The sequence below is a fragment of the Mycobacterium sp. G7A2 genome (genome assembly GCF_041902445.1).
Lineage (GTDB): Bacteria > Actinomycetota > Actinomycetes > Mycobacteriales > Mycobacteriaceae > Mycobacterium.
Map to the genome: position 1 here is coordinate 5,089,732 of NZ_CP169251.1, position 11,003 is coordinate 5,100,734.

The following is an 11,003-nucleotide window of genomic DNA, read 5'->3' on the forward strand; positions in this document are numbered from 1 at the left end:
AGCACACCACGCTACGCTGCAATTCATGGCGAAGTCCATCCCTCAGCGGGAGCTACGCAACGAGAATGCCAAGGTCATGGATGCGGTGGCCGGAGGCGAGACGTTCATCGTCACCCGCAACGGGGAGCCGGTGGCCGAGATTCGTCCCATTCAGTCTGTTCGGAAGACCTTCATCAGACGCCAGGACCTGTTGCGCAACGCTGGCGTGCAGGCCCGGATCGACCCAGACCAATTTCGTCGCGACCTCGATAACGCCGTCGACCAGAGCCTGTAGATGGCGGCAGGACTGCTCGACACCTCGGTGGTGATTGACTGGCACGACCCGTCAATCGCCGACAAGCTACCGGACGAACTTGCGATTTCCGCCATCACCGCCGCCGAACTGACGGCCGGTCCACTCTTGTCGACCACACCGGCCGAGGCAGCCAGACGCCAGTCCCGGCTACAAGAGGTCGAGTCGCTACTCGAGCCAATTCCGTTTGACGGCAGAGCAAGTCGCAGTTACGGCCTGATCGTTGCGGCTGTGGTCAGCGCTGGCCGAAAACCGCGCAGCCGCTTCGCGGATCTGCTCATCGCCGCGACCGCACACGCCAACGGCCTGGACCTCTACAGCCGCAACCCGGACGACTTCCAGGGCTTGGCGGACCTGATTCGCGTCGTGGCGGTGTGAGGATTCCTCGATCTGCCGCCAACGGCGGGTGGTGACAACTCGTTCTGTCGGTGGGTGCGTGCACGCTGGGCCACAACCACGACATTAAGGGGAGGCCATGTGCTGGCAGTGCGATCACCCGGATAAGACCACCAACGACTACCTGGACGTGCTGCGAAGGACAATTGAAGATCACCGATGGGCAGTGCAATTCGTCGAATGCGACAAAAGGCCGTTCGCCTACACCGTTGGTCTGCATGGGAGGGGTCTGCCGGAGTTGTTGGTGACGGGTATGCCGGCGCAGACCTCAGCGAAGCTGCTGAACGTCATCGGTCAGGGAATGGTCGACGACGGCATGGTTCTTCGGCCGGCCGAGCACATCGACTGCGGGGGAAGGTTCCTCCTCGAGGTGGTCGAGGTCGAGCACCCGGACGTGCACCTGACGTTCGCCATCAGACTCGGCGGTCCGGACGTGCACGCCTACCAACTTGTATGGGCCGACGACCGGGGCCGGTGGCCGTGGGATCGCGGGTGGGGCCACGGCCGACGACGACAACCGGTTCTCGGCGTCCGCGGCTCGCGGAAGCGATAGGCCTATCGGGTTGACCGCAGAAATCGAACCGAGACTTCGATGCGCAGCTCAACGTTCGCGGCTGTTGTTCGTCGGCAATCGACCATCAAAACCTGACTACAGACCCCTTTCGCCACGCCCCAACATCACTACGCCGGCGCTACCAGAGAGATCAGTTCCGTCCCCTCGTTCGTCAGTTGCACCAGGGTGCCGTCGATGTTCCAGACGCGGTCCAGCGAGTCGATTCGCTTCGGAAGCGTCCATAACCGCTCGCACGAACGCATATCGCTAGCCGTCACGAGCACCTCGGCACCGGGGTTGTGGACCTCGAACACCAATGTCGATCCGTCGGTGCCGATGTAGTTGTGCATCAGGTAGTCGCAGACAGATCCTATGGCGGTGCCGTCGCGCATGTCGTAAAGGTGCAGCTCCGGGAAGGCCAGACTGTTGCCGGCGTCGACCATCAACGTTGTTCCGACGAGATACAGAGTGCCACCTGGGACTTCGATCAGTGGCTGCCCTTGAGTCGTGAACACCGTATTCCGATTGTCGGAAGTCGGTCCGATCACCGGTAGATCGACCGGGCTGTCGCCGGCGCTACCGCGCCCATCGTATTCCCCCAGGCGCTTACCGCTTTCGTCGAAGAAGGCGATCTCGGAGGGTATCCCGTCAGGATCGTTCACCTCAGCGACAAATCCGCCGGTGTAGAAGACCGGCTTCCCGAGTGTGTAACCCTCGGCGATCTCGGGTTCGATCACCTCGCCGTCCGCGACGGAGAACACGGTGAAGATGTAAGTCCTGGGGTTCGCCTCGAGCTGTCCAGTGAGAGTCTGCGTGGATGCCGCCGGTCGCGATGAGTCGACCTTTCTCACCGACCCGGCACCCGGCACGAACCACGTGGTTTCCGCCCGCGAACCGATGCCGTACACACCCTCATTCTGATTGGTGGCAACCGCGTAGATGCCGACTTGATGGACGGTCAGGGTGCCGAGCTTCTCCTGCAGATCCGTCGGTCCGTTGTAATCCACCGAACCCGATCGTCCGTCGATCACCCAAGCCGACGTCGTCACTGCACCCTCAAGGCACAGGATGTGGGTTGGCCCATTGAGGAAGCAGTCCGGTGTCTGCTTGTTCGAGCCGAGGGGCACCGCGTCGAACAGTGTTCGGCCACTACGCACGTCGACGCCGGCCAGCCACCACTGCCTCGCATCCTCAGCACCGCTATCGGCCAGGAAGTAGGCCCGTCCGTCGATGCTGCCGACGAGCGGCCTCGGATCAGTCGGGAGGTTACCGACCGCAACCCGGCTGTCAACGGTGCGGGGCAGGCCCAAATCAGCGATCGTGACGCGCCATCCGGGGATTGGCTGCTCGCTCATCGACTCCGACAGCAGCGCATCCGGGGGCGGCTGCCAAGCCTCCCGCGCCGCCTCGAGACGATACGCCGGAATCCACCAAGTGACGGCTAGCGTGGCGAGGATCGCGACAACGACCGTCACGCTGATTCCGATTAACCAGCGACGACGCAGATTTCGCTTGGAAGGAGTTGGGGACTCAGTCGTCATGTGACCGATAGCGCTCCGCGAAAGCCTCCGCTGCCCGCGCGCTGGTGGTTTCGAACGACGGCAGCCCGATGGAGTGTTCAAGAAAGGCGCTGACACCAAACCGATCCTGGCCGCGTCTTCCCATCAACTCGACGGTCACCTCATGCTGGGCGGCCCGGGCTCGGTCACTGGCCAATGCGGCGATTTCGACGATCTCCTGGCCCAGACGAGCTTCGTCGAACTGGGAAACGTCCTTCACCTCAACGTAGCCGAGTCGTCCGCCGAGAGCGGCGCTTGCCGAGAGAACACCAGACGGGTTCGCCACGGTAAACCAGACACCGGGAGACGGCTGGCTATGCGCGTCCTCGTCACCCGGCGCTTCGCCGACCACACTGAGATCTCCCGTCGCGGCGTCGGTCCGCACGTACTGTGCGAGGAAGTCCACCCCGGCCACGTAGGACTCGCCGGCAACGTCGGGCTCCTCGCCGTCCCAGGTGTCATCACGTCTCATGCGAACGATTCCGATGTGAGTAGATGAAACTCAAAGGTCGCACGAATCGATGTCCTTGCCTGCACGCCAGTCAGCGTTGTTGTAATTCGCCGAAGCCATCTGGAGCCGCACCGACAGGTCATGTGACATCCGCCAGAGAGTCGCATCCGCGGCTTCCCGAGCAGCTTCGATTGCATCCACGGCCATATTGCTCGCTGCACACACGACACCGTGGGTGGACCACACGCTGGCAGCCAGGCCGTTGACCGTCTCGCCCGCGATCTTCAGATCACCCGCCGCAGTCGTCTGCTTCGCGGCGAGATCGTCGATGTGCTCGGTGAGCACTCGCAGGTTCTCAGCCAGATCCGACACGTAGCTCTCCTCTTCAACTTCAACTCACCTAGGACGCGATGATTCGTACGGAGTCGCGGGTGGATAGGCGACCGGGGGCCCTAGGGGCTCGGGCCGCGTGAAGGGCGTTTCATCCTCGGCCCGGCTGGGGAGGCCACCAGGAATCCTCTCGCGGTCGAAGGGCTCGTTGCAGGGAAACCTCTTGGCTTCGTCGGGGCCGGACTCCAGCATCTTCTGATCGGCGGCATTCGTGTAGTTATCCAGCAATGCCCTCATGCTGCTCGCTGCCGAGACCGACTCCGCCACCAACTTCGTGATCGATGCCTGTGCCACACCGAGCTGTGTCGCAGCGACCCCTGCATCGAAGGCCGCCTTGACCGCCGCGCCGCCGGGAACGAAGTTCATCCAGGACGTCGAGAGGTCGGTGTCCGAGAGGAAATCGATAGCGTCTTGCAATTCGGTCCGCGTCGCTTTCACCTGAGCCGCGAGCCGACTCAAGACCTGGCGCATCTCTTTCTCAGCCGCGGCGACCTCGAGCGTCAGACGGCGGTGTTCGTCATTCTTGTCGCTGTAAACCCCAGCCGCCGCGCCGTTCCACCGGTCTGGTACTGGCGCAGCGTCGATCAACAGGTTCCCGGCCTCCTCGTAGAGGTCCGCCGATTTCTCGAACGCCTCCCCGTCCTCCGGCTCCCCAGAGCCCGTCGTCGCCTTCATGCCGTACATGGTCAGCTGAGCGGCCGCCAGAATCGGCGAGCTCGCGAGGTTGGCGACCTCGCTGATCGCCGACAGGTTCGGTGTGGTCCGGTCCATGATGCTGGGCCCTTTGTCCCAGTCGATGCCGACGACGTCGCCGTATTTGCGCAGCAAATCGAGCGCTTCCCCGAGCAGACTCACGCTGGACACACCCCCTCGGCGATCAGCATAAGACAGCGCCAGACCCCCTCCGCGCACCAATTCCTGCGTCGAGACTGCACCCACGTCGGGAAAGTGCGAGTGAACCCCGCGCTGGCTGCGGTCTCAACACCGAATGCCGCGTCACTGCGCCGGCGACAGGTCCGGTCTTGTTTCCGCTGGTCCGACCCGCAAGTGACTACACTTGTCTCGCCGCGTGTGCCGGCTCGCAGGCTGCGCCTGATCATGAGGTGAGAGGGTCACGATGGACGACGACCCGATGGAAGTGGAGCTCTACAAGGCGTCGATCGACCGCCCGAGGGATTCCGCGCGCTACGTCGCCGCGCTCGAGAGAGCGGTGCTGACGCGTCTCTACGATCCGGAGACCCCCAGGAATCCCCCGTTGCTTTCGCTGTACGAAGAGTTGGTCCACGAATACCAAGTCCTCGGCAGGTGGGACGATGCCCTGGTGGTGGCAGATGCGGTCGCCGAAGCACGGCCTCTCATGAATCCGCCTGCGCGGTGCCTGCGGGCGCGAATCTTGATGCGAATGGGCAGAGTCGCCGAAGCCGAACAGATTTGGGAGGCGGTATGCAGCGAGAATCCTGAGGATGTCTCGATCCACGAGGCCTCCGCAATCGAATACGCCGACATCGGCGATCACGAGTCAGCGTTGGCCTGGTTGACCGAGGGCCTACAGGTGGCGCTGCGCATCGAAGACTCCGATACGGAGGATCCGCTCGCCGCCGAACTCGTCGACCTACGCCAAAAAACTCTGGACGAGCTCCGCCGTCCCGCCGACGCGCTTCAGGGGCAGGCCACCGCGACCCTGCGCGCGCAGGCAGAACGGGAGCACCTGGAGACGTTGGCATATTTCGGCATTCCGCCCGGGGTCAAGCCGGTCCGCCCGACGTCGTCTGCCCGTCAGCGCCGCAACACGCCTGCTCAGCCGCGCCGTCCTCGGCGATCCATGTTGGCGCGCGCCCGGCGACGACTACGTAAAGCGTTGCGCCGCAGGTAGACAGGCGCAGCCCCACGAACCAGTTCCTGCGTCGAGACTGCACCCACGTCGGAAAAGTGCGAGTAACGGCCGCGCTGGCTGCAGTCTCAACGCGAGGTCTCAACGCCGGGCTACATGCGCGAGTAGCGGGTCAGCGCGAAGCTGTACAGCCCGTAGGCCGCGAACCCCACCGCGGCGAACAGCAACAGGGTCCTGCCGAACTGGGTGTGCCCGACGGTCTTGACCGCGGCGTCCAGCCCGGCGGCCTTGCTCGGATCCCGCAGGAACGGCGCCCCGATGACCGACGCCCCGGCGGCGAACAGCACGATCCCCTCCCCGATGTGCCCGCACATGCCCAGCACGGTGATCAGCAGCCCGCCCCGCACCGTGAGATCACGCAGGAACTTCTTCATCGCCCCCTTGTAGACCAGGTAGGCGCCGATGGCGGCGATCACCGCGCCGACGGCCACCAGCACGAGATTGCCGCCCTCGGTGCGCATCAGCCGCGCACTCAGACCCACCGCCCGCTCGCTGCCTTGCCGGCCGACTCCCAGCGCGAACTGCGCCGCGGTGAACGACAGACCCAGGTAAAGCAGCGCCAGACCGAAAGCCTTGAGCCGATTGACAAGCGGCGACTCCCGCAGATGCGCATGGCTGTGCTCACCGGGGTGCAGCCCGATCACCGTCTCGGCCAGCCGCCACATCGCCAGAGCCAGCAGCCCCGCCGCGACGATCCACAGCGACGACTCCCCGCCCCGCTGATCAGCCAGCGTCGCCAACGCGCCGGTCTGGTCGGCTTCGCCGCGGAAGCCGAACGCGATGCGCACGATGATGTAGGCGATCAGCAGATGCAGCACCCCGTTGACGGGGTAGCCGGACCGCGCGATGACCTCCACCGTGCGGCTGCCTGTCGCCCAGTTCACCGCCCCCTTGAAACTCATGGCGCGTTCGTACTGCGCTGAGCGCGGGAAAGTGCGAGTAGACGCCGCGGTGGGCGCGGTCTCGACGCGATGCTCATCGCGCCGAGCCGTACTCGAGCGCCGGCTCGGCAGAGTCCACGGAACCGTTACTCGAGATCGTCAGCTGGTCGGGCTGCACGTCATAGCGCGCACCGTCGTCCGGACCGACCGCGACGAACCCATCCCCGGAGCGCCGCACGTTCTGGATCTCCCGGTTGGCGCCGTCGCGCAACCGCTCCCCGCGGTAGTAGAAGTCGTCGCCGTCGTCGCAGATGATCGCCAGCGACAGCGACGTCCGGATCATCGCCGCCGGCGCGTCACCGGCATCGCAGCGCGCCGTGTGCCCGACGAAACCCTGTGCATCCGTTCCCGATACACCCTCGATCGCCGGGGCGGACGGGGACGGCGCTTCCGACGGCGCTGCCGATGACGAGGGCACGGACGACGACGGTGGCGGCGCCGCGACCCGAGGCGACGGACCCGAGTCACCCGAGGACACCAGCACGAGCGCCAGGATGACGGCCGCGGTGAACAGCACGATGGTCCCGACGATCAGCGCGATCTGCCCCCGTCCGGCCCGCCGCGGCGGGCGCGTCGGCGCTGGCGGCGCAGGTGGGTACGGCGCGTAACCGGTTCCCGACGGGTTCGGATAGGCCTGTGAGAACCGCCGCGTCGACGGCGGCGTCACCGGCGCCACGGGAGCCGCCGGACCCACCGAAGCCGCGGCCTCTCCGTCCACCGCGGCGGCCGCGGCTCGCGCCAGCTCCCCGGCCGTGCGGTAGCGCTCCTGGGGATTCTTCGCCATGCCCTGCGCGACGACGTCGTCGAACGCCCGGCTGATCCCGCGCCGCATGATGCTCGGCCGCGGCGGCGGCGCGAACATGTGCGCCCCCATCACTTCTCGCAGGTCCGCCGAGTCGAACGGCGCCCGGCCCGTCAGGCATTCGTACAGCAGACACGCCAGTGAGTACACGTCAGAGGCGGGGCCACCGCGATCGCCGCCGAACCGCTCCGGCGCCATGTACGCGCTCGACCCGACCACCAGGCCCGTCGACGTCACCGACGCCTCCCCGCCGCCGTGCGCGATGCCGAAGTCCACCAGGTAGGCGAAGTCGTCGGCGGTCAGCAGCACGTTCTCCGGCTTGATGTCGCGGTGCACCAGGCCGTTGGTGTGCGCGTCGTCGAGCGCCGCGGCGACCTGGCGGACGATCGACACCGCCCGCCCCGGCGCCAACGCACCGACCTGCCGCAACAGCGACGCCAGGCTGTCGCCCTCGACCAGCCGCATGTCGATGTAGAGCACGCCGTCGATCTCGCCGAAGTCGTGCACCGGGATGACGTGCGGCTCCTGCAGCCGGGCCGCCACCTTCGACTCCCGGCGGAACCGCTGCTGGAAGCTGTGGTCGGCGGCCATCTCGGGGCGCAGCAGCTTGATCGCGACCATACGCTCGCGGGCGGTGTCGTAGGCGCGGTACACCTCGCCCATGCCGCCGACCCCGATCACCGACTGCAGCTGGTAGGGCCCGAACCGGGTGCCCAGCCGCGAACCGCTCTTCGGGGAGCCCACACTCGATCCTTCCGTCGCTGACCTCGGCCGCGGTCTAGGCTTCCCGATTCCCGCGGCGTCTAAAGATCAGCAACGGGCGAGCAGGTCACTCAGTTCGGACTTGAACCGGTCGGCCAGGTCCCACAGATCGTCGGCGAGCTGCGGGCAGGAGATGATGCCGACGTTGAGTTTGTCGGCCACCGAGACCACGGTGATGTTCAGCCCCGAGCCGGGAAAGATCGGCCCCAGCGGATATAGGCCCTTGACCTCGGCCCCACCACTGTAGAGCGTCATCGGCGGGCCGGGCACATTCGAGACGATGACGTTGTGGATCGCGGTGTTGCCCAGCGGCGAGCGGGACATCAGGCCCATCATCGCGCCGAACGCTCCCCGCGAGATGCTCTGCGCCAGATCCAGCAGCAACGTCGGGCCCAGCGAGGCGCTGTGTTCTTTGGCGTGCCGATTCGATTCGGCGATGGCGTGCAGGCGCTGCACCGGATCCTCGATGTGGGTCTGCAGGTTGCAGAACATGCCGGAGAGCTGGTTGCGGCCCGGCCGGTCCGACTGGCCCTGCACCGACGACGGCACCATCGCGATCAGGGGCTTGTCGGGGAGTTCGCCGTGGTCGGCCAGATAGCCGCGCAGCGCGCCGGCGCACAACGCCATGACGACGTCGTTGACCTTGGCGTCGCACTGGTTCTTCGCCGTCTTGACGTCGTCGAGGTCGAGCTGGACGGTGGCGATGGTGCGCTCCGCGGTCAGCGTGCCGTTGAAGCGCGTCGTCGGCGCCGAGAACGGGGCCGCCATCGACCTGCCGCTCACGACGCGCCCGACCGTCTTGGCGACCATCGACGCGGCGACCGGAACCGCCCTGGTCAACTGCCAAGGCAGCGTGACGAATCGCCACAGCCCGTCCGCGGCGATCGCCCACGCCGGGACCGCGCCGGGGCCGTCGACCGGTTCCGGGGTGGCGGCGTTGGGCTCGATGTCACACAGCTTGTCGAGCAGATTGGCCGCCGACACACCGTCGACCGCGGCGTGATGGACCTTGATCATCAACACCACGTCGCCGCCGTCCTCGGCCGCCGAGCCGCCCAGACCCTCGATCACCCACATCTCCCACAGCGGCTTGCTGCGATCCAGCGGCACCGACGCGATGTGGCCGCACACCTCGGACAGTTCCTGGCGTCCGCCCGGTGAGGGCAGCGCGACCCGGTTCAGGTGGCGGGACAGCTCGAACTCCTCGTCCTCCACCCAGACTGGATGGTCGAGGTTGAAGTCGTTGTCGGCGAGCTTGCAGCGAAACTCCGGCACCGCCGGGACGCGCTTCTCCACCTCGGCACAGAACTTGGCGAACGAGTAGCCACCGGACATCGTCGACGGGTCGAGCTCCATGACCGAGCACACGTGCAACGGCACCGTGGTCGACTCGCTGTACAACATGCCCGCGTCCAGACCACTCAGCCGTTCCATGTCCGGCCTGTACCCGAAGTCACACTTCACCCAAACTGTGACTTCCCTGATCGTTGACACTGAAACCAGCGCGGAAAAGTGCGAGTGGACACCGCGGCCAGCGCAGCCTCAACGCGCTCGAAGTGAGCTACTCGTGAGCTACTTGGAGTGCCGCGCCGTGCACGACACCGTCACCACGTCGGCGACCTTGAGCGTGCCCATCGCCAGCGAGTACGGCTTGACCCCGAAATCGGTCTGCCGCACCTGCTGTTCACACGACATCGACCACTCGTCGCCCTGATCCTCCACCGCCAGCTCGACCACGCAGTCGCGGGTCTGGCCGTGGATCTGCAGCGACCCGCTCAGCCGGTAGCCGCCGCCGGTCGCGGTGATGTCCTCGGCGTGGAAGCGGATCTGCGGATAGCGACGCTGCTCGAGCGCCTTGAGCGCGTTGGCACGGGCGACGACGCGCTCCGGCGGGGTCAGCGGCGTCACCCCGCCCTCACCGCTCTGCACCTGCAGCGAGTCCACCTCGACGGTCAGGTCGACCTCGGCGGGGGTGTCGCCGTCCCAGCGCACCTGCGCGTGCCAGGTCTGCAACGCGATGGTCAGCCGGTGGCCCATCTTGGCGGCCGGGCCGGCCACGCCGGTGCGCACCAGCAGCTCGCCGTCGGACTGATCGAGATTCCAGACCATGCCCGACCCTAACCCCGTTGAGGCTGCGCTCACTGCGGGAAAGTGCGAGTAGCTGCCGCCGTGGCCGCAGTCTCAACGACCTGGGGCCGCCGCCGTGGAGCCGCAACGACCTGGGGCCGGCGCGGCTGCATTCTCAACGCTCGACCGTCTCCCCCGTCGGCGGCCACGCGTACATGGCGGCCTCCAGCTCGTCGTGGGTGAGCGCGTCGACGGGCAGACGGTCCAACCCCGGCTGACACCGCATACCCTGCAACAGGATCGCGACGTAACGCCGCCACAGATCGGGCGACCGCCCGTCGGAGTACTCGCTCACCGCGCCGGCCATCAAACCCAGCAGCGGCGCGTCGGTGGAGCGGATCTCCGGGCGTAGATGGCCGTCCCGCTGGGCCCGCTCCACCAGCTTCGTCACCACCGGGTCGAGCCGGGTGCGCCCGGCGTCGACCCGCCCGCCGCAGCAGGCCCGGGAGAACGCGACCTCACGCAACCCACGGTCCGTCGCCGTCAACTCCGTCATCTGCTGCACGAACCACGCGAACCCGTCCCAGGAGTTCTCGGCCTCCAGCGCGGTTTCGGCCAGCGCGACGAGCTGGTCGACGCCGTCTTCGAAGATCGCCTCGAACAGCGCCTCTTTGGTGGGGAAGCGCCGGTAGACGGTGCCGACGCCCAGGTTGGCGTGATGGGCGACCTCATTCAGCGTGGCCTCGAGGCCGCGGGTGGCGCACAGCTCGCGGGCGGCTTCGATGATGCGCCGCCGGTTGCGTTCGGCGTCGCGGCGCAACGTCTGCTCGCCGGCACTCATGCGAGCGAGTGTACGGGCCGTCACAGGGTAAACGGATTGACTTTGTCCATTTTGATTG

At 66.5% G+C, this 11,003-nt stretch carries 13 protein-coding genes; 4 read left to right on the forward strand and 9 right to left on the reverse strand.

What is annotated here, in order from left to right:
* Nucleotides 1-25 precede the first annotated feature (25 nt).
* The 3 genes from ACEWX3_RS24150 (at nucleotide 26) to ACEWX3_RS24160 (ending at nucleotide 1,241) form a co-directional block, all read left to right on the forward strand.
* On the forward strand, nucleotides 26-274 hold the full coding sequence (locus tag ACEWX3_RS24150) for a type II toxin-antitoxin system Phd/YefM family antitoxin (protein ID WP_374157912.1): 249 nt from the start codon (nucleotides 26-28) through the stop codon (nucleotides 272-274).
* The gene (locus ACEWX3_RS24155; protein ID WP_374157913.1) at nucleotides 275-670 is read left to right on the forward strand and encodes a type II toxin-antitoxin system VapC family toxin; all 396 of its coding nucleotides are present in this window, start codon (nucleotides 275-277) and stop codon (nucleotides 668-670) included. It abuts the gene before it with no gap.
* Nucleotides 671-767: 97 nt separating this feature from the next.
* Nucleotides 768-1,241, forward strand: coding sequence for a DUF4262 domain-containing protein (locus ACEWX3_RS24160; RefSeq protein WP_374157914.1), 474 nt, complete (start codon nucleotides 768-770; stop codon nucleotides 1,239-1,241).
* A gap of 128 nt (nucleotides 1,242-1,369) precedes the next feature.
* On the opposite strand, the gene ACEWX3_RS24165 is transcribed toward ACEWX3_RS24160, so the two are convergent.
* From ACEWX3_RS24165 to ACEWX3_RS24180, 4 genes are read right to left on the reverse strand one after another with little or no spacing between them, the layout of a single operon-like run.
* Nucleotides 1,370-2,782 carry a hypothetical protein gene (locus ACEWX3_RS24165; protein ID WP_374157915.1) on the reverse strand — a complete coding sequence of 471 codons (1,413 nt, stop codon included), beginning with the start codon at nucleotides 2,780-2,782 and terminating at the stop codon, nucleotides 1,370-1,372.
* On the reverse strand, nucleotides 2,772-3,272 hold the full coding sequence (locus tag ACEWX3_RS24170) for a hypothetical protein (RefSeq protein ID WP_374157916.1): 501 nt from the start codon (nucleotides 3,270-3,272) through the stop codon (nucleotides 2,772-2,774). Before ACEWX3_RS24170 ends, ACEWX3_RS24165 begins: the two co-directional genes overlap by 11 nt.
* A 30-nt stretch (nucleotides 3,273-3,302) precedes the next feature.
* Nucleotides 3,303-3,623, reverse strand: coding sequence for an ESX-1 secretion-associated protein (locus tag ACEWX3_RS24175; protein ID WP_221349691.1), 321 nt, complete (start codon nucleotides 3,621-3,623; stop codon nucleotides 3,303-3,305).
* Between the two features lie 24 nt (nucleotides 3,624-3,647).
* A complete protein-coding gene (locus ACEWX3_RS24180; RefSeq protein ID WP_374157917.1) occupies nucleotides 3,648-4,496 on the reverse strand; it encodes an EspA/EspE family type VII secretion system effector in 849 nt (282 codons plus the stop codon).
* A gap of 262 nt (nucleotides 4,497-4,758) precedes the next feature.
* On the opposite strand from ACEWX3_RS24180, the gene ACEWX3_RS24185 reads away from it, so the two are divergent.
* Complete coding sequence (locus ACEWX3_RS24185; protein ID WP_374157918.1) at nucleotides 4,759-5,514, forward strand: hypothetical protein; 756 nt, start codon at nucleotides 4,759-4,761, stop codon at nucleotides 5,512-5,514.
* Between the two features lie 110 nt (nucleotides 5,515-5,624).
* On the opposite strand, the gene ACEWX3_RS24190 is transcribed toward ACEWX3_RS24185, so the two are convergent.
* From ACEWX3_RS24190 to ACEWX3_RS24210, 5 genes are all read right to left on the reverse strand, one after another.
* The gene (locus tag ACEWX3_RS24190) at nucleotides 5,625-6,434 is read right to left on the reverse strand and encodes a DUF1206 domain-containing protein (protein ID WP_207065952.1); all 810 of its coding nucleotides are present in this window, start codon (nucleotides 6,432-6,434) and stop codon (nucleotides 5,625-5,627) included.
* Nucleotides 6,435-6,507: 73 nt separating this feature from the next.
* A complete protein-coding gene (locus tag ACEWX3_RS24195; protein WP_374157919.1) occupies nucleotides 6,508-8,019 on the reverse strand; it encodes a serine/threonine-protein kinase in 1,512 nt (503 codons plus the stop codon).
* A gap of 66 nt (nucleotides 8,020-8,085) precedes the next feature.
* Entirely contained in the window at nucleotides 8,086-9,471 is a 1,386-nt protein-coding gene (locus ACEWX3_RS24200) for a wax ester/triacylglycerol synthase family O-acyltransferase (protein WP_374157920.1), read from the reverse strand.
* Nucleotides 9,472-9,609: 138 nt separating this feature from the next.
* The gene (locus ACEWX3_RS24205; protein ID WP_374157921.1) at nucleotides 9,610-10,146 is read right to left on the reverse strand and encodes a YceI family protein; all 537 of its coding nucleotides are present in this window, start codon (nucleotides 10,144-10,146) and stop codon (nucleotides 9,610-9,612) included.
* Between the two features lie 133 nt (nucleotides 10,147-10,279).
* The gene (locus tag ACEWX3_RS24210) at nucleotides 10,280-10,945 is read right to left on the reverse strand and encodes a TetR/AcrR family transcriptional regulator (protein ID WP_374157922.1); all 666 of its coding nucleotides are present in this window, start codon (nucleotides 10,943-10,945) and stop codon (nucleotides 10,280-10,282) included.
* Between the last annotated feature and the right edge of the window lie 58 nt (nucleotides 10,946-11,003).

Excerpts from the sequence above, each read along its gene's own strand:
- ACEWX3_RS24205 (WP_374157921.1), bottom strand. The coding sequence starts at position 10,146 with ATGGTCTGGAATCTCGATCAGTCCGACGGCGAGCTGCTGGTGCGCACC.
- ACEWX3_RS24160 (WP_374157914.1), top strand. The coding sequence starts at position 768 with ATGTGCTGGCAGTGCGATCACCCGGATAAGACCACCAACGACTACCTG.
- ACEWX3_RS24170 (WP_374157916.1), bottom strand. The coding sequence starts at position 3,272 with ATGAGACGTGATGACACCTGGGACGGCGAGGAGCCCGACGTTGCCGGC.
- ACEWX3_RS24165 (WP_374157915.1), bottom strand. The coding sequence starts at position 2,782 with ATGACGACTGAGTCCCCAACTCCTTCCAAGCGAAATCTGCGTCGTCGC.
- ACEWX3_RS24190 (WP_207065952.1), bottom strand. The coding sequence starts at position 6,434 with ATGAGTTTCAAGGGGGCGGTGAACTGGGCGACAGGCAGCCGCACGGTG.
- ACEWX3_RS24210 (WP_374157922.1), bottom strand. The coding sequence starts at position 10,945 with ATGAGTGCCGGCGAGCAGACGTTGCGCCGCGACGCCGAACGCAACCGG.
- ACEWX3_RS24185 (WP_374157918.1), top strand. The coding sequence starts at position 4,759 with ATGGACGACGACCCGATGGAAGTGGAGCTCTACAAGGCGTCGATCGAC.
- ACEWX3_RS24150 (WP_374157912.1), top strand. The coding sequence starts at position 26 with ATGGCGAAGTCCATCCCTCAGCGGGAGCTACGCAACGAGAATGCCAAG.
- ACEWX3_RS24155 (WP_374157913.1), top strand. The coding sequence starts at position 275 with ATGGCGGCAGGACTGCTCGACACCTCGGTGGTGATTGACTGGCACGAC.
- ACEWX3_RS24200 (WP_374157920.1), bottom strand. The coding sequence starts at position 9,471 with ATGGAACGGCTGAGTGGTCTGGACGCGGGCATGTTGTACAGCGAGTCG.